General features: G+C 48.6%; 24 protein-coding genes. 19 read left to right on the forward strand and 5 right to left on the reverse strand.

The features are described from left to right. Window positions 1–10: 10 nt before the first annotated feature. Window positions 11–607 carry a spore protease YyaC gene (gene yyaC / locus IEW11_RS04935; protein ID WP_188529592.1) on the reverse strand — a complete coding sequence of 199 codons (597 nt, stop codon included), beginning with the start codon at window positions 605–607 and terminating at the stop codon, window positions 11–13. Window positions 608–782: 175 nt separating this feature from the next. Here yyaC and IEW11_RS04940 point away from each other — a divergent pair, with 175 nt between their 5' ends. The 11 genes from IEW11_RS04940 (at window position 783) to IEW11_RS04990 (ending at window position 8959) form a co-directional block, all read left to right on the forward strand. Continuing rightward, window positions 783–1532 (forward strand): creatininase family protein, encoded by a 750-nt coding sequence (locus tag IEW11_RS04940; protein ID WP_188529594.1) that lies wholly within the window; start codon window positions 783–785, stop codon window positions 1530–1532. Between the two features lie 5 nt (window positions 1533–1537). After that, complete coding sequence (locus tag IEW11_RS04945; protein WP_188529596.1) at window positions 1538–2941, forward strand: hypothetical protein; 1404 nt, start codon at window positions 1538–1540, stop codon at window positions 2939–2941. Window positions 2942–3056: 115 nt separating this feature from the next. Then, the gene (locus IEW11_RS04950; protein WP_188529598.1) at window positions 3057–3767 is read left to right on the forward strand and encodes an iron-containing redox enzyme family protein; all 711 of its coding nucleotides are present in this window, start codon (window positions 3057–3059) and stop codon (window positions 3765–3767) included. A gap of 96 nt (window positions 3768–3863) precedes the next feature. Further along, complete coding sequence (locus IEW11_RS04955) at window positions 3864–5345, forward strand: aldehyde dehydrogenase family protein (RefSeq protein WP_188529600.1); 1482 nt, start codon at window positions 3864–3866, stop codon at window positions 5343–5345. A gap of 30 nt (window positions 5346–5375) precedes the next feature. Next, a complete protein-coding gene (locus tag IEW11_RS04960; RefSeq protein ID WP_188529602.1) occupies window positions 5376–5849 on the forward strand; it encodes a GlcG/HbpS family heme-binding protein in 474 nt (157 codons plus the stop codon). Window positions 5850–5882: 33 nt separating this feature from the next. Then, on the forward strand, window positions 5883–6473 hold the full coding sequence (locus IEW11_RS04965) for a chromate transporter (RefSeq protein WP_188529603.1): 591 nt from the start codon (window positions 5883–5885) through the stop codon (window positions 6471–6473). Next, a complete protein-coding gene (locus tag IEW11_RS04970; protein ID WP_188529605.1) occupies window positions 6470–7000 on the forward strand; it encodes a chromate transporter in 531 nt (176 codons plus the stop codon). Before IEW11_RS04965 ends, IEW11_RS04970 begins: the two co-directional genes overlap by 4 nt. Before the next feature lie 99 nt (window positions 7001–7099). Beyond that, a complete protein-coding gene (locus IEW11_RS04975) occupies window positions 7100–7777 on the forward strand; it encodes a GntR family transcriptional regulator (RefSeq protein ID WP_188529607.1) in 678 nt (225 codons plus the stop codon). Window positions 7778–7821: 44 nt separating this feature from the next. Next, on the forward strand, window positions 7822–8106 hold the full coding sequence (locus IEW11_RS04980) for a 2Fe-2S iron-sulfur cluster-binding protein (RefSeq protein ID WP_188529609.1): 285 nt from the start codon (window positions 7822–7824) through the stop codon (window positions 8104–8106). 48 nt (window positions 8107–8154) lie between these two features. Further along, complete coding sequence (locus IEW11_RS04985) at window positions 8155–8625, forward strand: RidA family protein (protein WP_188529611.1); 471 nt, start codon at window positions 8155–8157, stop codon at window positions 8623–8625. Window positions 8626–8659: 34 nt separating this feature from the next. Then, window positions 8660–8959, forward strand: a complete 300-nt coding sequence (locus IEW11_RS04990) for a hypothetical protein (protein WP_188529613.1) — start codon at window positions 8660–8662, stop codon at window positions 8957–8959. Between the two features lie 182 nt (window positions 8960–9141). Here IEW11_RS04990 and IEW11_RS04995 read toward each other — a convergent pair whose 3' ends face one another. Continuing rightward, window positions 9142–9477, reverse strand: a complete 336-nt coding sequence (locus IEW11_RS04995; protein WP_188529615.1) for a 2Fe-2S iron-sulfur cluster-binding protein — start codon at window positions 9475–9477, stop codon at window positions 9142–9144. Between the two features lie 128 nt (window positions 9478–9605). Between IEW11_RS04995 and nadX the strand changes: the two genes are divergently transcribed. Both nadX and IEW11_RS05005 read left to right on the forward strand, forming a co-directional pair. Continuing rightward, window positions 9606–10412 (forward strand): aspartate dehydrogenase, encoded by an 807-nt coding sequence (gene nadX, locus IEW11_RS05000; RefSeq protein WP_188529617.1) that lies wholly within the window; start codon window positions 9606–9608, stop codon window positions 10410–10412. Between the two features lie 57 nt (window positions 10413–10469). Next, window positions 10470–11873, forward strand: a complete 1404-nt coding sequence (locus IEW11_RS05005) for an NAD-dependent malic enzyme (protein WP_188529619.1) — start codon at window positions 10470–10472, stop codon at window positions 11871–11873. Between the two features lie 140 nt (window positions 11874–12013). Here the strand turns inward: IEW11_RS05005 and IEW11_RS05010 are convergent, their stop codons facing one another. Both IEW11_RS05010 and IEW11_RS05015 read right to left on the reverse strand, forming a co-directional pair. Further along, entirely contained in the window at window positions 12014–12868 is an 855-nt protein-coding gene (locus tag IEW11_RS05010; protein ID WP_188529621.1) for an SDR family oxidoreductase, read from the reverse strand. Between the two features lie 177 nt (window positions 12869–13045). Further along, the gene (locus IEW11_RS05015; protein WP_188529623.1) at window positions 13046–14230 is read right to left on the reverse strand and encodes a MalY/PatB family protein; all 1185 of its coding nucleotides are present in this window, start codon (window positions 14228–14230) and stop codon (window positions 13046–13048) included. A 226-nt stretch (window positions 14231–14456) separates the two neighbouring features. Here IEW11_RS05015 and IEW11_RS05020 point away from each other — a divergent pair, with 226 nt between their 5' ends. From IEW11_RS05020 to gmd, 3 genes are read left to right on the forward strand one after another with little or no spacing between them, the layout of a single operon-like run. Further along, window positions 14457–15308, forward strand: a complete 852-nt coding sequence (locus IEW11_RS05020) for an alpha-1,2-fucosyltransferase (RefSeq protein WP_188529625.1) — start codon at window positions 14457–14459, stop codon at window positions 15306–15308. 28 nt (window positions 15309–15336) lie between these two features. Further along, window positions 15337–16092, forward strand: a complete 756-nt coding sequence (locus tag IEW11_RS05025) for a hypothetical protein (protein ID WP_188529627.1) — start codon at window positions 15337–15339, stop codon at window positions 16090–16092. Between the two features lie 30 nt (window positions 16093–16122). Then, window positions 16123–17202, forward strand: coding sequence for a GDP-mannose 4,6-dehydratase (gene gmd, locus IEW11_RS05030; protein ID WP_188529629.1), 1080 nt, complete (start codon window positions 16123–16125; stop codon window positions 17200–17202). On the opposite strand, the gene IEW11_RS05035 is transcribed toward gmd, so the two are convergent. Further along, complete coding sequence (locus tag IEW11_RS05035) at window positions 17182–18132, reverse strand: GDP-L-fucose synthase family protein (RefSeq protein ID WP_229724963.1); 951 nt, start codon at window positions 18130–18132, stop codon at window positions 17182–17184. The two genes, gmd and IEW11_RS05035, sit on opposite strands and share 21 nt — an antisense overlap. 442 nt (window positions 18133–18574) lie before the next feature. On the opposite strand from IEW11_RS05035, the gene IEW11_RS05040 reads away from it, so the two are divergent. From IEW11_RS05040 to IEW11_RS05050, 3 genes are all read left to right on the forward strand, one after another. Further along, a complete protein-coding gene (locus tag IEW11_RS05040; RefSeq protein WP_188529633.1) occupies window positions 18575–19732 on the forward strand; it encodes a BMP family lipoprotein in 1158 nt (385 codons plus the stop codon). Window positions 19733–19830: 98 nt separating this feature from the next. Continuing rightward, window positions 19831–21354, forward strand: coding sequence for an ABC transporter ATP-binding protein (locus tag IEW11_RS05045; protein ID WP_188529635.1), 1524 nt, complete (start codon window positions 19831–19833; stop codon window positions 21352–21354). Next, window positions 21351–22421, forward strand: coding sequence for an ABC transporter permease (locus tag IEW11_RS05050; protein WP_188529637.1), 1071 nt, complete (start codon window positions 21351–21353; stop codon window positions 22419–22421). Before IEW11_RS05045 ends, IEW11_RS05050 begins: the two co-directional genes overlap by 4 nt. The last annotated feature ends 2 nt before the right edge of the window (window positions 22422–22423 follow it).

A 22423-nucleotide genomic window follows, 5' to 3' on the forward strand; every position in this document is an offset into this window, starting at 1 on the left:
GGTCAGCTGACTAAGAGGTTTGGTTGGTTGCCTGATCACCCGGCATCTGAGCAGGAATCAGATTCGGCACCACTTCTTGAATCGATTTCGCAATAATCCGGCTGATGACTTCGGCCATCTCGTTCACAAAGGTAAGGCTGGTGTGCTCCAGCACCTTATGATTTAACGGACCATGGTTGTTTACAATGCCTTTGAGGTGAATTTGTCCGACCGGCGGAAGCTCCTTGTTCAGGCTGATTCCTGCAGCGAGCGGCTCCTCGACTAATTGGAGCGTACCAATCTTGTAATACTGTCCCAGGCAAGCATCGACCGCGATGACATAAGCTCTGCTGTGCTTCTTGGCAATGTAGGTCAATGTTTTCTTAAGGTTCAGTGCATGGACAGGCCTCTCTAACGTGCCGAAAATACGGATCTGGCGGTTATCGTTGAATTGTGCCTGCAAAATACTGCCGACCGTTGGGCCAAGCGCATCTCCGGAGTAACGATTCGTGCCGACGCCAACGACAACGATTTCGTTATATTCCGGATGGGTTAAGTAATGATTGGTTAACTTTTCAGATAAGTAGTCCACCGACTTTTTATCCAAATAGTGAATATGGTGCATCATTGCCTTCATCTTCTTTCCTATTATCATTGTATTCTCAATTACATCTAACTAGATCATACCTGATTATTCGACAAATACAAAGTAGATTATGAGCTTAATCTATGACTTTTTTGTTAAATATGGTATACAATAGACCATAAGGCCATATAACAAAAGAGAGGGAGGGAGCTTGAATATGCCTGCATCGTATATATTAACCGAAATGACTTGGCTTGAAATTAAAGAAGCGCTAAAGACCGTCAAAATTGCAATTATTCCGCTTGGCGCTCATGAGCAGCATGGTCCGCATATGGTCGAAAGCTGCGACGCCGTTCTGGCCGAGGAAATGGGAAAACGCTTAACGGAGAAGCTGTATCCGGAGGCGGTGATGACGCCTACGATTAATATGGGAATATCATCCCATCATATTCACTTTCCAGGCACGATTTCGCTGGAGCCATCCACCTTGATCGCTATTTTGCGCGACATGATTAAATCATTGAAGCAGCATGGAATCGAGAAATTTCTAGTTTTAAATTCCCATGGCGGTAATCAGTCAACGCTTGGCGTTGCGGCCGATGTGCTGACAAGAGAGCTTAACATTGAATTTTATTATGCCAAGACGACTGCATCCGCCAAGGATGTCATGGATCGGCGTATTGAATCCAAGCTCTACGGCCACAGCTGCGACCGTGAGGTGTCCGAAGCGCTCTATTTGGCGCCGCATCTGGTACGGACCGATAAGCTGGCCAAGGGCGATATTCAAGAAACGGGCAGATGGAAAAAGCTGCGTCCCGGCAATCCGCTGCAGGGCTTCTATTTTTATGAGGAAATGACGCTTAACGGCAACTTAGGCGATGCAACAAAAGCGAGCCGGGAAATCGGCGAGGAAATCGTGGAAACTGCTCTTGAGCGCTTGACGAGGGCTGTCAAAGACGTGTTGTAAGCCTAATGCTGCCGATCTTATTCCTAGCAGCGATTGTTGCCTATCTCTGTTCTGCGTTATACCCGAGCGTCATCCTGAATTGGCTTCTTTCTATTATAACTGTATTGATTGTCATATCGGTATTCCGCTTCGCCAAACGATTCGTACAGGTGCTGGGTACCCTTATGCTGGCGATTGGCCTTTCGCTGCTCGTAACCTATGGAGCGGCATGGCATAGCTATATCCTTGGATTTGGCAGAATGATGAATGTATTAAGCCTGTTTGCTTTAATACCATTAATTGCTATTCCGATAGAGCTGGGCCGGTATGCGGTACGAGTACAAGCGATTATTCAAAAAAGAGTGAAACATTCCGGATTGCTGTATACCATAACTTCATTCTTGTCGTTTGTATCGAGCTCTTTTATGAACCTCGCTGCGCTGCCGATGATGTATCATACGATGCGTCCATCGGTCGATCTCTATCCGATCGGCCAGAAGGAACGATTTTTGAGCCGCTCGATTACTCACGGCTACAGTATGCCGACCTTATGGACGCCAGTGACGCCTATCGTGGGCATTGTTGTGGAAATGACTGGGGTCAAATGGAGCCATATTTTACCGATCGTCATTCCATTTAGCTTGCTTGGCGTTGCAGTGGATTGCTTGATGGCGCATTGGAATGCCAAACGACGCCAGAAGCAATTAGGACAAACGGCAATGAGCGAGGTTTCTGCAGCGCGAGAGAGTGCAGTGGAATTGCAAGTCCAGCAGTTGAATAAAGAAAAGGCGAGTCATCCGATTCAGATTCTGCTGGCGATTTTGATCTTCAACGGGCTTATATCCATGCTGGAGAGCACAGCACATATCGGATTTCTGCTAATTGTTACACTGCTTGTTATTCCTTACGCATTTGTCTGGTCCTTGCTGCTCAGCAAAGGGCGTGGATTCATTCGCGCAGCAAAGAAGAAGCTTCCTGAGCATCTTCTTCATATGAAGGATCAATTCTTCATTTTTCTGAGCGCCGGATTTATGATCTCAGCGATTCAAGGCACCGGTGCAGGCCATGTCATCAATGAAACGCTGGGCATGGTTAAAAATGTGATCGGGGCAGAGCTGTTTATTCTGTTAATACCGCTTATCCCATTTGGACTTGCATTCCTGGGACTGCAGCCTGCAGTCGCGCTCGCTTTGACGGCGGAATCGATGAATCCGCAAGCGCTTGGCGTATCTGTTGAGCTAACGGCGATCGCTATGCTGACCGGCGCTGCAGCGGCGTTCTTAATGGGACCGTATAACGCGACAGCGGCCATGATGGCGAGCCTGACGAAAAGCAGCGCGTATAAGGTGTCCAATTGGAACGCTCCCTTTACATTAACGTTCCTGCTGATGTCTATGGTTCTGCTAATTATTTTAAAAATTGCAGGTTGACAAACAAGCCTAAGCTAAGAGATAATAGGTTCATAAAGAAATTTGGTATACAATATACCAAAACTAAAAAAGTTTTCATTACAAATTATTATATATTTGAGAGGAGAGTTTTAAAATGACACAAACCGCAACCAAACCTAGTTTGATGAACAAAGAGGAATTCCGCCGGGCATTGGAACAGGCGATTGAGGGTAATGCCGTTGCCAAAGCTCCTTTCACGACAATGTGGGCTAACGGTGAACTGAAGAAAGAACATTTTGCCAGATGGGTGGAGCAGCATTACGCATACGTTGGTCCTTTTGCTGAATATTTGGCTTATGTGTATGCTAATTGTCCGCATGAGGACGCAAGAGACTTCTTGCTTCAGAACATGTGGGAGGAAGAACTCGGTGGCGACCGCCATACAGATCTGCTGATCCGTTTTGGTGAAGCTTGCGGAACGACTCGTGAGCGGATCGTTTCGATGGATCATCTGCTGCCGGAAACGATTGGCCTTCAATCCTGGTGTTACCGGATGGCGTTCAAGGAAAATTATTTGTATGCCACAGCGGCTCTTGTTGTCGGCCTTGAATCTCAAGTACCTGCGATTTATCGCAGACAAACCCCAACCCTTCGTGAGCATTATGGCTTCACGGATGAGGAAGTAGAATTTTTCGATCTTCATATCGTATCCGATGAGATCCACGGCGAGCGTGGCTATCAGATCGTATTGGAATATGCAAGAACACCGGAAGAGCAGCAGCGTTGTATTCAAATCGTTGAAGAAGCGACAAAAATGCGCAGAATGTACATTGCGGCTATCTCCCGTGAGTTTTGCGGTAAATAATGAACGAATATAAGAAGTAAAAACTAATTCCCGGGAAATAACTTCTCGGGAATTGGTTTAGCCAAAGCTTTGCCTTTGCAGAGAAAGGGGATTGACATGGCGGTAGAAACAGCAGTACAAACCTTCAAAAACTTGATCAATGGCGAATGGGTGGAATCAGCAAGCAAAGAAACGTTCGACAGTATAAACCCGGCAAATGTATCGGAAGTTGTCGCCCGTTTTCAGGCCTCGGTAGAAGAAGATGTGGTGGAAGCGATCGAAGCTGCGGAACGCGCATTCCAGTCCTGGCGCTCCGTTTCACCAAGCAAACGTTCGGAAATCCTCTACAAAGCTGCGGATTTGCTGGAAGCCGGCTTGGAGCAGTACGCTGCTGAATTGACCAGGGAGGAAGGCAAGACGCTTGCGAGCAGCAAGATGGAAGTGAAGCGCTCTGCACAGACGCTGCGGTATTATGCTTCAGAAGGATTGAATGTATCCGGCGATACGCTGCCTTCTGATGATCCGACAACATTCGTATATACGAAAAAAGAGCCGCTTGGCGTAGTGACCGTTATTACACCTTGGAATTTCCCGATCTCGATTCCTGTACGCAAGATTGCTCCCGCTCTGGCAACCGGCAACACTGTTGTTTTTAAACCGGCATCGGATACGCCGTTAATTGCTTATCGTCTGGTAGAGGCGCTGCATAACGCGGGTTTGCCTGCAGGGGTCATCAATTTTGTAACCGGCTCGGCATCGAAGACAGGGAAGCCGCTTGTGTCACATCCGGCAATTAAAGCGGTCACGTTCACAGGCTCGACAGGCGCAGGAGAGAAGATCAACCAATCGGTTCGCCTCTCCACCCGGGTTCAGCTTGAGCTGGGCGGTAAAAATCCGCTCATCGTGCTGGAGGATGCCGATATCGATCAGGCGGCAGAGCTGGCGATCAAAGGCGGGTTCGAACTGACGGGCCAGGCTTGCACGGGTACCAGCAGAGTGATCGTCATGGAGGAAGCGCATGACCGATTCGTGGAGAAATTGATCGAAAAGACCAAAGCATTGAGCGTTGGCAGCGGACTCAGCCAAGGCGTAGAGGTTGGGCCGTTGGCCAACGAGAGCCAATTGAACAATGTGCTGTCCTACATTGAAATCGGCCAGCAGGAAGGTGCCAAGCTGGTATATGGAGGAGAGCGGCTCAGCGAGGGCGATTATACAAACGGATATTATGTAAGGCCGGCAATATTCACGAATGTTAAACCTAAGATGCGCATTGCACAGGAAGAAATCTTCGGTCCGGTGATCTCGATCATTCGCGTAAACAGCTTCCAAGAAGCGATGGAGATCGCTAATGACGTGGAATTCGGCTTATCCGCTTCGATCTGTACAGCGGATCCGAACCGGGCGCAATATTTTATTCATAACATTCAATCGGGCGTCGTAAAAATTAATCGTCCGACGACAGGCAATGCGCTAAACGCTCCTTTCGGAGGCGTTAAAATGTCCAGTACGGCAACCTATCGGGAATCCGGAAGGGCAGCGCTAGATTTTTATTTGCAAGAAAAAACCGTTTATCACGGCACACAGACCATCAAATTTTAATATTAAGCCACTTAGGTACGGAGGACTTCTATGAAATCGGTTATGAGATTGGAATTGGAAGAAGCAAAAGTGATGATCGAGGCGGCGAAGAAAGCCGCAGAGGAAGCAAATGCGCTGGAAACGATCTGTATCGTTGATGACGGCGGATATGTCATTGCGATGGAACGCATGAATGGCGCACGCATAACAGGCCCGGAAATTGCGATTGCCAAAGCCTTCACCGCGGGAGGACACAAACGGTCGACCCATTTGTTCAATCAGCCTGGCGGTCCGGCAACGACCACCGGCGAAGCCTTCGGCATTCATGTGATGATGCCTGGCAAGTTCGCGATTTTCGTAGGCGGATTCCCGATCGTAGTAAACGGCGAAGTCGTCGGCGGTGTAGGCGTCAGCGGTGGTAACGGGGAACAGGACACAGCGGTAGGAACAGCAGCTCTTAAGGCGCTGCAAAACTATCTGGGCAGTGAATATGAAGTCATGACACAAGCAGACATTAAAAAATAATCGGATCGATGCTTTTCCGGATAGGGGGGGAACATGGAATATTGGAAGCTGTTCGTTGGTTTTTTGCGGATTGGACTTCTCGGCTACGGCGGCGGACCTACGATGATCCCCCTAGTCCATGCCGAAGCAGTCAAGAAATACGGATGGGTAACCGATGACGAGTTCACTGACGTATTAGCGCTTGGGAATGCCTTGCCAGGGCCAATCGCGACGAAGATGGCCGGTTATATCGGTTATAAGGTGAAGGGGGCGCTCGGCGCCACAATCGCGATTACGGCAATGGTGGTCCCCTCTCTGGCAGCTATGATTTTACTTCTTGGTTTTATTTATAATTTAAAAAACACCGGTATTGTTAACGGAATCACCCAAGGCATTCAACCGGTTATCGGTGTCATGATGGCTGTGCTCGCTTATGAGTTTTTCAAGAAAGCCTGGGGGAGCTGGGTAAAGAGCAAAACGGTCATATGGACCGTGATCGCGATTGCGGCCCTGATGCTTTTGAACCTGAATCCGGGCTTGCTGATTGGCATTGCGCTGGCTTACGCATTTATCGAGGCGACTGCCATTTCAAGAAAACGGAAGAAGCAAAAGCATGTTGATTCGGATAGGGGTTTTTCAGCATGACGTTACTGGAGATTTTGTGGGCATTTTTTGTATCCAATATTTTGGGCTACGGCGGGGGGCCGCCGATTATTCCTTTGCTGCAGGCCGAGGTGGTTGACCGTTATCAATGGATGAGCCTGCAGCAGTTCGGTGATGTGCTGGCGCTCGGCAACGCGCTTCCCAGTCCGATCGCGACGAAGCTTGGCGGTTACATCGGCTATCAGGTCGCAGGAATTCCCGGTCTATTAGTAGCGCTCTTTGCAACGATTGTCCCGACTGCGGTCGCAATGATCTTATTGTTCAAGTTCCTTCATTTATTCAAGACGTCGCCCCAGGTTGTGGCGATGACGCAGATTGTAAGGCCGATCGTTGCCGTATTGATGGGTATACTGGCGCTTCAATTTTTCATGACTGCTTATCAATCCTCCGGCATTGTTCAAACTGCCTTACTGGCATTCGTCAGCTTGATTGCTCTGGAGAAATATAAGGTTCATCCAGGTATCGTGATCTGTCTGGCAATGGGTTATGGAGCGCTGGTCTTGGGTTAATCGAGCTTATTCGGCAAATGGCTGCCCTGAGTTTTGATTGTTGTACAATTATCGACAGATGCATTAAACTAAGAAAAACAACAATCGGAGGTATACCAGATGCCGGAGACGCCAATTATTTGGAAAGATGAAGAACTAAGTCCTATTCGAGATAAAGTGTATCAATATATAAAACAAGCCATTGTCCAAGGCGTCTATAAATCAGGTGAACGAATTATCGAGCGTGAGCTGGCGGATCAATTGAATGTTAGCCGTACGCCGATTCGTGAAGCATTGTTCCGCCTTGAGTCACAAGGTTTCGTAAAAACGCTTCCGCGTAAAGGGGTCGTCGTATCCAAGCTTTCGCCAGAGGAAGTAATCGAGATTTTCACGATTCTTTCCGCTTTGGAAAGCTTGGCGATGAAGCTGGCCGCGCATAAAGCCGAAGCCAATCATCGTGAGGAGCTAACGCAGATCATCGAAGAGATCGATCATGCGCTCGCCCAGCCTAATTTTGAGCAGGAGCATTGGCACTTTCATTTCAAAATTAATGATGTAATATGCCGTGCCACCCAGAGCCCGCGGCTGACGCAGATGCTGGACGGATTATCGGATTACATTCGTGCATTTGTTCATTTAGGCTATGAGCTTCCAGGTCGGATGCGAAAAGCAATGGAGGAGCATCGCGATCTGGCAAAGGCGGTTCGCGATCGCGAAGCGGAGTTGGCAGAGAATTTCACCAAGATTCATGTAGAAAATGCCAAAAAGGCCTATTTAGAGGCCCTGAATAAAGAATAAGCGCGCCGTATTGATCTAGGTCATGCTGCAGATGGAGGTCTTTTATGCCGAATGTGATATTACATCAAAACGGTCAAGTTTACCAGCAAGAAGTGAGTGAGAATAGCAACTTGGTTGTGTTAGCAGGAATCAAAAAATTCCCCCATCTGAAGTATGGCTGCGGTATGGGTAAGTGTACAAAATGCATGGTCAGAGTGCTAGCCGGTGCAGACAAGCTGCCTGAGCCGAATTGGAAGGAAAACAAAATGCTGGGTGAACGATTAAATGAAGGGTTTCGCTTGGCATGCCAGTTGTATATCTCAGATGATCTTGAGATTCGTCAGGAATAGCCCGCAAGCACGCGGTTATTCAACTGATCCAAAGGGGGAAGACCTTTGTTGGCGGAACAAAGAACAATCGAAACAAGGCTGGAAGCGTTGAATATTACATTGGATTCTCCACCTAAACCGAGTGGTAATTATGTTCCTTATACGATGGCGGCGCCTTATCTGTACTTAAGCGGTGTAACGCCTAAGGTCAGCGGCTTGTTGAAATACAAAGGCAAAGTGGGTCAGGATGTAACGAAAGAGCAAGGATATCAAGCGGCCAGGCAGTGCATCATTAATCATCTGAACACGATGCAAGCGGCGCTCGGAAGCTTGGACCGGGTGGTCAGTATCGTCAAGATGGAAGGATTTATCCATGCGGCACCTGATTTTTATGAGCTTCCTGACGTGTTGAACGGCGCTTCCGACTTATTGGTCGAAGTGTTCGGCGAAAAGGGCGTTCACGCCCGGTCGGCGATCGGTGTCGCCGCCTTGCCCGGCGGGGCTGCAGTGGAAGTTGAGCTTATTGTGCGTTTTGAGTGATTGAAAATCAAATTCATGAGTGGAGGGTATTATGATGAGCGAATTTGTCTTAATGACCACAACAGAACGTTACCGCACGGTTACCGAAAATCCTAATTTGGAGAAGGTAGCTGATTACGAGTATTATTTCTTCGGGAAGAAAAAAACGACATTCTCGATTTGCAAAATAAAAAGCAATGATACAAGAATTGTGATTCAAGGGGTTTCCGAGGTGTTCCCGGACAACAGCATCCCGCTTAAAGTGTTTCCAAAGTTCGATTCGATCGAGGACATTGAGAAGGAAATCTACGAATTGGATCATGATGATGAAAGTAAAATTGTTAAAGTACAATAAAAGTTGCACAACAGGAAGCAGGAAAGGCTGTTCCGGAGTCATCTGAGATGACTGCAGGGACAGCTTTTTGTATAGGCTCAAGATAGAATAAGTCTCATCAGCACAATACGAAAGAGGCCATCTCAGGCGGCAGATGTAATCTGCTTTTTGAGACAGCCCCTAATTTCAAAAACATATTCGGATTATTGCGCTGCATTGATGCGTCTTTGCGCGATTTTATTCAAGCGTTCGAGATCCTCTTCGCCCCATGCCACCGTAACATCCCCGTTAATGAAGGTTTGGCATGCCAGGCGAAAACCTTGCTCGATTTTTTCCTCCCCAAGTCTGGCCACTTCCTTTTTCATGACCTTACTCAAGTTCTCTTGCCCGTCCACGATTCTTACTTTGCAGGTTCCGCATAAGCCCCCGCCACATTTATAAGGGACAGAGCCCTCAAATCGAATGGACGTTCTTAATAGATTGGTGTCTTTATCAATTTCGATGGTTTTGCCCGAGGTTTGAAAAGTCACAGTTGGCATTAGGCATCCCTCCCGTTCGGTATAAAATGATTATACCATATGGGCTCGGTTTATGGTATACCAAATGCAATAATTTTGGTATGATAACAATATAGCAAACCATACTACAATAGACGCTGGAGGGATTTATGCTAAAGGTTGGAATCATTGGTTATGGGACGATTGGCGAAGATGTAGCAGAAGCGATCGGACAAGGTAAAGCCGGAGCAGCGGAAGTAACATCCATTTTGGTTCGCGATAAATCCAAATATAAGGAATCGGATCCATATGGATACGCAATGACGGAAGATCAGGTTCAATTTTTTTCGCAGCGGCCGGATATTGTCGTCGAATGCGCAGGCCATGAGGCTGTCCGCAAATACGGGGAGCTTACCTTGGTGAATGGTGCGGATTTGCTTGTGGTTAGCGTGGGAGCTTTTGCAGACGAACTGCTGTTGAATCGAATGATGGAAGTGGCCGGGGAGTGTCAGCGTAAAATTATCGTTCCCTCGGCTGCGATCGGCGGCTTGGACCGTATTGCTGCCGGCAGTGTAGGGGATATGGATGAAGTGACGCTCATTACCCGTAAGCCGCCGCAAGCCTGGTATGGCACCTTCGTTGAACAGCAGGTCGATCTTGCAGCGTTAAAAGAGCCTTATACCGCTTTTGAGGGTGTGGCGCGGGATTCGGCGCGATTATTCCCTGAGAGTGTCAACGTATCCGCCGCGTTAAGCCTGGCGGGTGTCGGATTTGACGAAACAAAGGTAAAGGTCATCGTGGATCCGACTGTTACGCATAATACCCATGAAATTGCTGCAAGCGGGAAATTTGGACGAATTCAACTGCAAATTCAGAATACGCCGTCCGCGAGAAATCCCAAGACAGGATACATTGTGGCAATGAGCGTAATTAAAACATTGCGCGAACGGACTTCTTCCTTTATAATCGGTCTTTAATCAGTATGATTGCGTTTTCTTCTTGTCCATATTTTCAGTAGAAAAGGGGATAGCAGCGTGGCGTATAATAGTATAATTTTGCGGCTTGAAATGAATCATGCTTTGGTTAACTTTGGCGACGTGGCATCCACCATCAGCAAAGCGGGCGGTGACATCACCTCGATTGACGTCATCCGGCCCGGCCAGGAAACTTCTGTTCGCGACATCACCGTACATGTGGCTGACCACGTGGAAGCGCAGGTGGTAGAATCATTGAAGCAGCTTGAAGGCATTCAGCTCATCAATGTGTCGGACCGCACGTTTCTGGTCCATCTGGGAGGCAAGATTTCTGTTCAGCCCAACCTTCCGATCAAGAACCGGGATGATCTGTCGAGAGTGTATACGCCGGGGGTTGCAAGGGTTTCGACTGCGATTCACGAAAATCCTGAAAAAGCGTATTCCTTGACAATCAAACGAAACACAGTAGCCGTTGTCACGGACGGAACCGCGGTCTTGGGATTAGGAGATATCGGCCCGCATGCTGCCGCTCCGGTAATGGAAGGCAAAGCGATGTTATTTAAACAGTTGGCGGGAGTGGATGCTTTTCCAATCTGTTTGGACACGAAGGATACGGAGTCGATTATCAGCACGATCAAAGCGATCAGCCCGATTTTCGGCGGCATTAATCTGGAGGATATCAGCTCGCCCCGCTGCTTCGAGATTGAGACGCGTCTAGCTGATGAGCTGGACATCCCCATATTCCATGATGACCAGCACGGCACGGCGATCGTCGTCATCGCAGGTTTATTGAATGCTCTAAAAGTGGTTGGAAAACGAATGGATCAGGTTCGTATCGTCGTCAACGGCATTGGAGCGGCAGGTGTATCGATCTGTAAAATGCTGCTTGCGGCAGGAGTAAAAAGGCTTGTTCCGGTTGATCGTGACGGCGCCATCGTGCGCGGAGGAACCTATCCGTATCCGATGTGGTCTTGGCTTGCCGAACAGCCTCAGGTAGAGGACCAGCCCGGCAGCTTGAAAGAGGTCATCCGGGATGCCGATGTATTTATCGGTGTATCCAGAGGCAATCTACTGACCGCAGAAGACGTCATGTCTATGACGCCGGACCGGATCGTATTTGCGATGGCCAATCCAAATCCGGAGATTGATCCGGAGGCGGCCTTGCCGATCGTACGGGTGTTTGCTACAGGACGAAGCGACTATCCGAACCAGATCAACAACGTGCTTGTATTTCCGGGTATTTTCCGGGGAGCGCTGGATTGCCGCGCCAGACGCATCAACGAACCGATGAAGCTTGCCGCAGCCCGTGCGATTGCGGCTGTTGTCTCCGGAACGGAATTGAACGAGCAGTATATTATCCCGAGTATTTTTAATGAGCAGGTCGTAACGAAGGTTAGGCATGCCGTTATCGAGGCTGCCATCTTAACCGGTGTCGCTAGACGGATACCGCCTGATTTTAGATAGCTTTCACGATACAGTCGACAACTGGGGTGTCCCATAAGTCATCTATGATGACGATGGGAAGCCCCTTGTTTTTTGAGGTTCAATAGAGGTGTACGCTAACGTTTCTCCAGAACCATTCGACCTGCTCCGTTTCGTTTTATTTATTTTCCTTTACGGGTCATTTCGGCGAGCCGGTCCCACTGTTCATCGGTTACCTCCAGAAGGTCGTTGAATTGTCCGGCGCCCTGCAGCCACTCGCCGCCATCGATCGTTATGACTTCGCCGTTAATATAACCGGCATAGTCGGAGATTACATAAGCGGCTAGATGGGCGAGCTCTTCTTTATCGCCGACGCGCCGCAGGGGAATGCGGTTAATCATTTTCGCCTCCAGCTCAGGTGTGGGCGAGAGGCGTGACCAAGCGCCTTCCGTCGGGAAGGGGCCTGGGGCGATCGCAACTTGACGTATGCCATATTGGGCCCATTCCACCGCAAGAGACCGGGTAAGTGCAAGCACACCGGCTTTCGCTGCTGCTGATGGAACGACAAATGCCGAGCCTGTGGAGGCATATGTCGTTGCGATGTTGAGCATCGTACCGCCTCTTCCTTGCTCAATCCATCTTTTTCCCACTTCCAAAGTCGTATAGAAGGTGCCGTGAAGCACGATGTTCAATACCGCATCGACGGCCCGCGCAGAGAGGCGCCCGGTAGGGCTGATAAAATTTCCAGCTGCATTATTAACGAGTACATCGATCCGGCCGAAATGCTGCTGGACAGCTTCCACCATATCATGAATTTGAGCGGGATCCCGAACGTCGCAGCTTTTATAGAACACTTCATTGCCATCCAGGCTCATTTCATCCGCCGCCTGTTTCAACACGTCCTCACGGCGGCTGGCAATCGCCAGATTAGCTCCAAGCTTCAGAAACATTTCCCCCATAGCACGGCCCAAACCGGTAGCCCCGCCTGTAATAAGTACGACTTTGTCTTTCAATAAGTTTTCAGCAAACGGTCCCATCCATTCATCCTCCCTTGCCGGAATGTTGTCCATCCTCTTATTGTAAGCGTAACCAAAAGTATGTATCATTAATATAGCGCAGAAAGTGGAAAAATGTATACAGCCTCATCAATCGATCGGGAAATTGGCGGCAGAGAGAAGAAAAACCGTCCGGATTATCGGACGGTTTAATCAAGTTCATTGGGCGTTGGCTATTTCTTTGGCTGCGCCGCAAAACCGGCGGAGCGCTTCTTCGACGACAGCGCGCGGACAAGCCAGGTTAATTCTTAAGAATCCTGCGCCCTCTGCGCCGTATACGGATCCTTCGTTAAATGCGACTCTGGCGCCCTTGTACATCAGTTCTTTCAATCCTTGAATGTCTTTTCCTAACCCCCGACAGTCAACCCACAGCAGATAAGTGCCTTCCGGAACCATCGGGGTAACTTCAGGCAGGTGCTCGGCCAAATAAGAAAGGGCATAGTCTACGTTGCCCTGTAAATATTGAAGCATCTCATCGAGCCATTGTCCGCCCTCGGTGTAGGCCGCTGTAATGGCCTCATTGTTAAAAAAGTGCATCATATGCAGGCTGAGCGCTTTGAGCCGGTAATCGAAACGCCGTTTCAGCTCCGAATTAGGAATCACGACAAATGAAGATTGAAGCCCCGGCAGGTTGAACGTTTTCGTCGGAGCCAGGCAGGTGATCGTGCGCTGAGCCAAAGTTTCCGAAATGGAAGCGATCGGGACATGTTTATAACCGGGCAAAGCCAGATCGGCATGAATCTCGTCGGACACGATGATGACATCATAGCGTTCGCACAGTTCTCCCAGCTGCTGCAGCACTTCAGGCTCCCATACGCGCCCTCCCGGATTGTGCGGGCTGCAGAGAAGAATCAGTCTGGCGCCGTCCTTCATCAGCGATTCAAGATGTTCGAAATCCATCTCGTAACGGCCGCTTTTCAATAGAAGAGGATTGTTAGCGACGCGGCGGCCATTCATCTTGATGACGTCATAGAATGGATAATAAACGGGCGATTGCAGAATAACCGCGCCCTCAGGTTCACTGAACAGCTCTACGCACAAGCTAAGCGAAGTTACGACACCCGGAACGTCAGTCAAACAGGAAGGAGAAAGCTCCCATCCATGGCGCTTGCGGTACCATTCGATGATGGCATCCACATATTTTTCCGAGCGGAAGGTGTAGCCATACACGCCTTGTTCTGCGCGCTTGATTAAGGCTTCCTTAATCGCCGGAGGGCTTGGAAAATCCATGTCCGCCACCCACAGCGGCAATATATCCGGGTCGCCGAACAGCTTCTCGGATTGATCCCATTTATAGGAATGCGTGTTACGCCGATTTGGAACTTGATCAAAATTAAACCCCATGATTTTCCTCCTTCAGAATCCTCTGTGTCTTATCGTCTGAAGACATTATATCATGTGAGCGGTGAAAATGTAGGCCGGGCCTTCCTTATTGCTGTGACAATTCATAACCAGGCAGCAAAACAAAGCCTAATAGCTGTAAATATAGTCTTGTGTAGCATCACATCTTCTATTTTTTAATCATAGGTTACATAAACCATGATTGTTAGCATTGAAGGCGGGATGTGCTGTGAGTAAAAAAAGCAAGCCGACCATTACGATGAGTGCTTTGGGAACACGAGGGTTTGGCCGCTTTGGCAATCAAGTTTTTCAATACGGCTTCTTGCGGATCTATGCTTCCAGTTTTAACTTGAGGGTAGAAACGCCTCCATGGATCGGCCAATATTTGTTTGGTCACAAGGATCCGCCGATTACGCATCATTTTTCGGTTATAAAAGATAGCCAAATTAAAAAAATAAAAACGAAAACGCTGCTCGGGAGTAAAAAACCGCCTTTTGTGAACGTAGACCTCCAAGGGCAGTTTATTATGCATACCCGAAGCTACGCTCCCTACAAAAAGATGTTCCGGTCATTATTCAAACCCATTCCGGAAATACACGCAATCGTGAGCAAAGGGATGAGCGAGCTTCGAAAAAACGGGAAAACCATTATTGGCATTCATGTGAGAAGAGGGGATTTTTTAAAATATAAAGACCATCCGCGCAATTACGCCGTTCCAACCAGCTGGTATATCGATTGGCTGAATTCAATATGGCCGATGCTCGATAGCCCGGTGTTGTTTATTGCCAGTGACGATCTGGAAAATGTTTTATCCGATTTCAAGCGTTTTTTGCCTGTTACCTCTGCCGATTTCATCAAACAATTTCCTGCCGAACCTAAATATGATCGCTTGGATCCCTCCTTCTACCCCGATTATTACTTCTTGACCCAATGCGACCGGCTTGCGATTTCCAACAGTACGTTTTCCTTCACAGCCGGCTTATTAAATGAACGATGCAAATTGTTCGTGAGGCCCCACAAAAGTAAAACGCTGGTGCCTTATGATCCTTGGAATAGCAGCAGACGATTGGATTTACTGTGATGTGAAGAAGGTGGAGGAAATGGTATTCATGGTCAGTTACGCAACAGCCCGGTTTTATAAATCCCAGAAGAAGCTGCGGCGGTCCGCTCTTCAATACGGAGTGGATCAGGTAATTCCTATCAGGGATAAAGATCTGGCAAGCACTTCATTTTATGAGAAGAACAAAAAAATACTGCAGCAGCCGCGCGGCGGCGGGTATTGGCTGTGGAAGCCGTATATTATTTTTAAAGCCATGTCCAAGGCGAAGGAAAATGACATGATCATTTATTCCGATTCCGGGATGGAAGTCATCCGGCCATTAGATCCGCTAATCGATATTTGCAAGCGCCAGGGCGGCATCATGCTGTTCAGGGCACATAATCTGCTTAATAAAGCATGGACGAAAAGAGACTGCTTCGCCTTGATGAAATGCGATTCCGAAGACTATTGGAATGCGGAGCAGCTAATGGGTTCTTTTTGCCTATTTATGAATAACCAGAAAAACAAAGCGTTTGTAAAGGAGTGGCTGACTTACTGCCTCGATGAACGCATTCTGACTGACATTGCGAATCAATGCGGATTAAACAATTTTCCGGAATTCAAGGATCATCGCCACGATCAATCCGTATTGTCGCTGTTAGCAGTCAAACACAAGATCGAGGTCTATCGAGCTCCTTGTCAGCATGGGGACCGTTACAAAATACAAAAATTCCGCCATGCCGGTGAATGCTCTTCTTATGCCGCCAAGCCCTATAAGAACTCCCCGTACGGTACATTGCTGAATCATCATCGGAAAAAGGATTAAGCAAATTTGGTTTCATGGCAGGAGGTTACCATGAGTAAAGTTGCATTAATAACTGGAATTACCGGACAAGACGGAGCCTATCTGGCCGAATTTTTACTGAACAAAGGATATACGGTGCATGGCTTGAAACGCAGAAGCTCTCTATTTAATACGGAACGGATCGATCACTTATATGAGGATCCTCATGAGCTGAACGGCCGTTTTTTTCTGCATTACGGGGATATGAACGATGCTGCCAACCTGATCCGGGTGATAGATAAGGTCCGCCCGGATGAGATCTATAATTTGGCGGCAATGAGCCATGTGCATATCAGCTTTGAAATGCCTGAATATACAGCTAATGTGGACGGACTTGGGACGCTTAGAATATTGGAAGGCATCAGGATTCTCGGCCTGATCGAGAGAACGAAAGTTTACCAAGCTTCTACATCCGAGCTGTACGGTCTGGTTCAGGAGTCGCCGCAAACGGAGAACACTCCTTTTTATCCGCGGAGCCCGTATGCAGTGGCTAAGCTTTATGCCTATTGGATTACGGTCAATTATCGCGAGGCCTACGGCATGTTTGCATGCAACGGCATTTTGTTTAACCATGAAAGCCCCATTCGCGGCGAGACGTTTGTCACCCGGAAAATTACGCGCGCAGTATCTAGAATCGCTTTAGGGATGCAGGACAAACTGTATTTGGGCAATTTGAACACGAAGCGGGATTGGGGGCATGCCGGCGACTATGTGGAAGCGATGTGGCTCATCCTCCAACAGGCAGAGCCGGAAGATTTCGTGATTGCGACAGGAATCTCTACAGAGGTCAGAGAGTTTGTCCGATTGGCGTTTGCGCATGTAGGCATGGAATTGGCCTTTAACGGAGAGGGAGAAGAAGAGAGAGGATATGTGAAGGCCTGCCATCATCCGGATTATCAGTTGGAGATCGGCAGGGAGGTTGTCGCCGTGGACCGCAGATATTTTCGTCCCTCAGAAGTCGATTTCTTACTTGGCAACCCGCAGAAGGCCAAGCAGAAGCTGGGCTGGAGCCCGAAATATGATCTGCAAGGGCTGGTAAAGGAAATGATGGAAAGCGATCTTATCATTGTTTCAGGTTTTTCGGTCGGATGACGTGCTCCTGTTTCGTTTGTACCATGCAATAGTCTTCTGTAAGCCTTCCTCCAAAGTGGTCCTTGATTCAAATCCGAATAATAACTTTGATTTGGATACATCCAAGCAGCGGCGCGGCTGTCCGTCAGGTTTACTAGGATCCCATACGATCTTGCCGGTGAAGCCAACCTGCCCGGCAATGGTCTCCGCTAACGCGCGAATGGAAATCTCCACTCCTGTTCCAATATTTACCGGATCCCCGCCGTCATATTTTTCTGCAGCCAGCGCAATGGCCTCCGCCGCATCCTCCACGAATAGAAATTCCCTTGTCGCTTTGCCCGAGCCCCAGGCATGGATTTCGTCCCGGTTCTGCTCTTTTGCCTCCAAACATTTCCGGATCAGCGCAGGGATGACGTGTGAGCTTTCCAGATCGAAATTATCCCGCGGTCCGTACAGGTTAACCGGGAGCAGGTAAATCGAATTAAGGCCGTATTGTTCACGGTAGGCCTGGGACTGGACAAGCAACATTTTCTTGGCGAGTCCGTAAGGGGCGTTGGTTTCTTCCGGATAGCCGTCCCATAACGCTTCCTCTTTTAAAGGCAGTACTCCATGCTTAGGGTAGGAACAGATCGTTCCGCAGATGACGACCTTCTCCACATGCGCTAAACGTGCGGCTTCCAACAGATGGATCCCCATTGCTGCATTGTCATAGAAAAAGGCGCCCGGATTTTTCAGGTTGGCTTCGATGCCGCCTACGGATGCGGCAAGATGAATGATAATGTCAGGTTTCGCCGTCTTTACCAGCGGGAAGGCAACGGATGGATCGCGAAGATCGTAGACGTGACTGCGCGGGACGATAAGCTCAGCGCATCTTCTTTTCCTGCATTGCTCCACAACATGGGAACCAAGGAAGCCCGAACCTCCCGTGACCATGATTCTTTTTCCTTTCATGCACTCAACCCCCATTCCTACCTTACTTAGTATGCGGGGTTGCGCGCTTAGGTGTGCACCATTTGAACATTTTGAGCAAAACACATCCAACAGTTCTAAAAAAGTGTTGATTGTATCCTATTATGTAAGATATATGTTATATTATTACTGATATTCATTAGGACACTCGGAGAATGTGTCAATTAAATTTACATATACGGAAGAAAAAGCGCAGTTTTATGAAGATATTAGTTTACAAATTGGAAATTCCACTTTATATTAAATAGTATAACTAACAAATGATATAATCTCGTTTTTACAAATGTTCAATCCGAAAAAGAAGTTAGACAAATTTGTTCAAGGGGGTGCCTGGGGGCGGGGGTTATTCATTCACTCGGTCGGTTGGGCTTGCAGGAACGGTGCTTAGTGCAGATAAAAATACGGTTACAGGGAGCAGATACCTATGAGAAAAAGCTGGTTTACATTGGCGGTTCTGATTATGACGGTAACATTGATCGTCGGCTGCGGCAGCAACAACGGCAACAATGCAGGCACGAATACAGGATCGAATACAAATGCAAATACGAATGCCGGAGCGAATGAAGGCGCTAATGAGGGAAGTGCCGAGGCACCAATCTTTAAAGTCGGCATGGTAACGGATGCGGGAACGATTGATGATAAATCGTTCAACCAGGGCACATGGGAAGGTGTTGTGCAGGCAACGGAAGAGTTCGGGATCGAGCATAAATATTTAAAACCGGCCGGAACGACTGAGGCTGATTATATGAAAGAGATCGGCAATCTTTACGATGCAGGCTTTAAATTGATCATCGCGCCTGGCTTCAAGTTTGAAACGGCGATTTTCCAAGCCCAAGACAAATACCCGGATGCGAAATTCGTCATTCTTGACGGCGCTCCTCATGCCGGCGATTTTGCCCCGGTCGTGAAGGAAAACACAGTATCGATCTTCTTTGCGGAGCATGAGTCCGGTTTCCTTGCAGGAGTCGCAACTGCGCTTCAATTGAAAGAAGGCGAAGCGGGCTTTATCGGCGGCATGGAGATTCCAGCTGTACAAAAGTTCAACTGGGGCTTCCAGCAAGGCCTTAAATACGCGAATGAAAATTTAAGCACGAACATTACGATTAAACCGGAAAATGTGATCTACCAAGGCAGCTTTGATAACGTTGCGGCAGGCAGCCAGCTTGCAGCTCAAATGTATGACAGCGGAGTGGATGTCGTGTTTGCAGCGGCAGGCGGCGTAGGAGTGGGTGCGATTACCGAAGCGAAAAACCGCGCAACAAAGGGTGAGAATGTATGGATCGTCGGCGTAGACGTCGACCAGTATGCGGACGGCGTCTATGATGGCGAAAAATCGATCATCCTCACCTCCGCAATGAAGAAGATCGATCAGGCCGCGTATGATATGGTTAAAGCGGAGAAGGACGGCGCATTCCCGGGCGGAGAGACGCTGACGCTTGATTCCAAGAACAACGGCGTAGGCATTCCGGAAGAAAATCCGAATCTGAGTGCGGAAACAGTTGCTGCAGTCGGCGAGATTTTCACGAAGATTCAATCCGGTGAAATTGCGGTGGCCGCTGTACAAGGAGATTTAATCAAGTAATCGAATCATGTCATTATTAACGTTTAGAAACGATAAGAGACGGGGCCTTCCGTCTCTTTTTGGTACCAATGATCATCTTGCCAAAGGAGCCGTATTCGATGGATTATGTAGTGGAAATGCTCAACATTCGAAAAGAATTTCCGGGGGTTGTGGCCAACGATGATATTACGCTTCGGTTGAAAAAGGGAGAAATTCATGCGCTGCTCGGTGAGAACGGGGCCGGCAAATCAACGCTTATGAGTATATTGTTCGGCATGTATCAGGCGGATCGCGGCACGATAAAGGTACACGGCAAAGAAACCCGGATTTCCAACCCGAATGTTGCGGGCAAGCTGGGAATTGGAATGGTCCATCAGCATTTTAAGCTGGTTGCGAATTTTACGGTTACCGAGAACATCATGCTTGGTAACGAAATCCGGAAAGGCCTCGTGCTTGATATCAAAACGGCCGCCAGAAGAATCACCGAACTCTCCAAGCGTTACGGATTGAATGTGGATCCCCATGCCAAAATCGAAGATATTTCCGTCGGGATGCAGCAAAGGGTGGAAATTCTTAAGATGCTCTACCGTAATGCGGAAGTGTTAATATTTGACGAGCCTACAGCCGTACTGACGCCTCAGGAGATCGAGGAGCTGGGGAAGATTATGAAAAGTCTAATCGCTGAGGGCAAGTCCATTATTCTTATTACGCACAAGCTCAAGGAAATTAAAGCCGTCGCCGATAGATGTACGGTGATTCGCCGGGGGAAGACAATCGGAACGGTCGAGGTCGCGACGACAAGCGAGCAGACGATGGCCGAAATGATGGTAGGCCGAAATGTATCGTTTCAGGTGAGCAAGAAGCCAAGCAGCCTGGGCGAAGTTGTGTTGAAATTAGAAAACGTTTCCGTTAAAAACAGCAAAAAAGTACTGGGCCTGAAGCAGTTTTCTCTCGAGGTGCGTGCCGGTGAAATTGTCGGGATCGCCGGGGTTGAGGGGAACGGCCAGACGGAATTGGTAGAAGGCATAACGGGGCTGAGAAAAATTGAAGAAGGCGCCATCTATATGGAAGGGCGGAATGTGGCCGGCCTGAGCATCCGGGACAGGATCCGAAGCGGGATCGGACATATACCGGAGGACCGGCAGAGGCGGGGGTTAGTGCTCGATTATACGCTGGAAGAAAATATGGTTCTGGAAATTTATAAACGTCCTCCTTTCTCCAAAGGCGGCATTTTGAACAAGCGGTCGATTCGGCAATATACGAACGGGATTCTTCAAAGCTTTGATGTGCGATCCGGACAAGGAGCGTTATCGATCACCAGATCCTTATCCGGCGGTAACCAGCAGAAGGCAATCATCGGCCGTGAGATTGAGCTTAATCCTACCTTGCTTATCGCAGTGCAGCCTACCCGCGGTCTTGACGTAGGTTCAATCGAATATATTCATAAGCGGTTAATCGAGCATCGGGATAAAGGGAAAGCGGTCCTGCTGATCTCTCTGGAGCTGGATGAAATTCTAGGGGTATCGGATCGAATTGCCGTTTTGAATAACGGGGAACTCGTAGGTGTTGTCAATGCTGCGGATACGTCGGAAAATGAGATCGGTTTGATGATGGCCGGCTTAGAAAGAGGTGAAGGCGAATGAGAAATATGGTCATATCCTTGCTCGCCGTTGTCTTTGGGCTGTTAGCTGGCGCATTGTTGATGGTGGTCACCGGCCATAATCCGATGGAGGGTTATAAGTACCTGTTCGAAGGCGGATTGAAAAATCCGGAACGGATCGGAAATACGTTGGCTACAGGAACGCCGCTCATATTTACCGGATTGGCGGTAGCTTTTGCTTTTAGAACGGGATTATTCAATATTGGCGCTGCAGGACAAATGCTGTTCGGCGGCTTTTGCGCAACAGCTGTTGGACTTAACCTGGATGCTGCCAGGCCGATTCTGCTGCTCGCTATGGCGATAGCGGGATTTGCGGGCGGCGCGCTGTGGGCGTTCATTCCCGGTCTGCTGAAAGCGAAATTCAATGTGCATGAAGTTGTCTCGACAATCATGATGAACTGGATCGCTTACTGGACGATTTATTATGCGGTCCCGGCTTATTTAAAAGGCGAGTATCTGGAGACGGAATCCAGGGCGCTGCCGCCTGCCGCTTCGCTAAGGGAGGCATTTCTATCCGAGTGGTTTGGCGGCTCGTATGTGAATCTGGGGTTATTTTTGGCCGTGATCGTCGTCATTATCATCGCCTTTATTATCAATAAAACAACGGTCGGATACGAGCTGAAAGCCGTAGGGTTCAACCGCTATGCCGCGGAATATGCCGGAATCGCAGTGAACCGCAGTATTATCCTTTCGATGGTCATATCCGGCGGGCTTGCAGGACTTGGCGGCGTGGCCCAATATGCGGGGAATGCGTCAAATATTCAAATCGGCAGCCTTCCTTCCCAAGGATTTGATGGTATTGCCGTAGCGCTGCTGGGCGCTAATTCGCCTGTGGGCGTATTATTGGCTGCCATATTTTTCGGCCTGTTATATTCGGGCAGAGGATTTATGAACGCGATGACCGATATTCCTCCCGAAATTGCGGATTCGATCATCGCGATCATCATCTATTTCGCGGCGACGAGCATTTTGATGGAACGGTTCGCAAGATGGTTCATGAAACGCAGATTATCGGCCCGGCTGGATGCCGATGGAAGGAAGGGGGAGTAGCG

Origin of the sequence: Paenibacillus abyssi (assembly GCF_014640295.1) — a bacterium.
GTDB classification, from domain to species: domain Bacteria; phylum Bacillota; class Bacilli; order Paenibacillales; family Paenibacillaceae; genus Paenibacillus_D; species Paenibacillus_D abyssi.

Bases quoted from the DNA above. Each gene is read 5' to 3' on its own strand.
- IEW11_RS05025 (WP_188529627.1), top strand. From the start codon at position 15,337: ATGGTCAGTTACGCAACAGCCCGGTTTTATAAATCCCAGAAGAAGCTG.
- IEW11_RS04970 (WP_188529605.1), top strand. From the start codon at position 6,470: ATGACGTTACTGGAGATTTTGTGGGCATTTTTTGTATCCAATATTTTG.
- nadX (WP_188529617.1), top strand. From the start codon at position 9,606: ATGCTAAAGGTTGGAATCATTGGTTATGGGACGATTGGCGAAGATGTA.
- yyaC (WP_188529592.1), bottom strand. From the start codon at position 607: ATGATGCACCATATTCACTATTTGGATAAAAAGTCGGTGGACTACTTA.
- IEW11_RS04990 (WP_188529613.1), top strand. From the start codon at position 8,660: ATGAGCGAATTTGTCTTAATGACCACAACAGAACGTTACCGCACGGTT.
- IEW11_RS05010 (WP_188529621.1), bottom strand. From the start codon at position 12,868: ATGGGACCGTTTGCTGAAAACTTATTGAAAGACAAAGTCGTACTTATT.
- IEW11_RS05040 (WP_188529633.1), top strand. From the start codon at position 18,575: ATGAGAAAAAGCTGGTTTACATTGGCGGTTCTGATTATGACGGTAACA.
- IEW11_RS05015 (WP_188529623.1), bottom strand. From the start codon at position 14,230: ATGGGGTTTAATTTTGATCAAGTTCCAAATCGGCGTAACACGCATTCC.
- IEW11_RS04945 (WP_188529596.1), top strand. From the start codon at position 1,538: ATGCTGCCGATCTTATTCCTAGCAGCGATTGTTGCCTATCTCTGTTCT.
- gmd (WP_188529629.1), top strand. From the start codon at position 16,123: ATGAGTAAAGTTGCATTAATAACTGGAATTACCGGACAAGACGGAGCC.
- IEW11_RS04980 (WP_188529609.1), top strand. From the start codon at position 7,822: ATGCCGAATGTGATATTACATCAAAACGGTCAAGTTTACCAGCAAGAA.
- IEW11_RS05045 (WP_188529635.1), top strand. From the start codon at position 19,831: ATGGATTATGTAGTGGAAATGCTCAACATTCGAAAAGAATTTCCGGGG.
- IEW11_RS05050 (WP_188529637.1), top strand. From the start codon at position 21,351: ATGAGAAATATGGTCATATCCTTGCTCGCCGTTGTCTTTGGGCTGTTA.
- IEW11_RS04995 (WP_188529615.1), bottom strand. From the start codon at position 9,477: ATGCCAACTGTGACTTTTCAAACCTCGGGCAAAACCATCGAAATTGAT.
- IEW11_RS05035 (WP_229724963.1), bottom strand. From the start codon at position 18,132: ATGAAAGGAAAAAGAATCATGGTCACGGGAGGTTCGGGCTTCCTTGGT.
- IEW11_RS04955 (WP_188529600.1), top strand. From the start codon at position 3,864: ATGGCGGTAGAAACAGCAGTACAAACCTTCAAAAACTTGATCAATGGC.
- IEW11_RS04940 (WP_188529594.1), top strand. From the start codon at position 783: ATGCCTGCATCGTATATATTAACCGAAATGACTTGGCTTGAAATTAAA.
- IEW11_RS04975 (WP_188529607.1), top strand. From the start codon at position 7,100: ATGCCGGAGACGCCAATTATTTGGAAAGATGAAGAACTAAGTCCTATT.
- IEW11_RS04950 (WP_188529598.1), top strand. From the start codon at position 3,057: ATGACACAAACCGCAACCAAACCTAGTTTGATGAACAAAGAGGAATTC.
- IEW11_RS04965 (WP_188529603.1), top strand. From the start codon at position 5,883: ATGGAATATTGGAAGCTGTTCGTTGGTTTTTTGCGGATTGGACTTCTC.
- IEW11_RS04960 (WP_188529602.1), top strand. From the start codon at position 5,376: ATGAAATCGGTTATGAGATTGGAATTGGAAGAAGCAAAAGTGATGATC.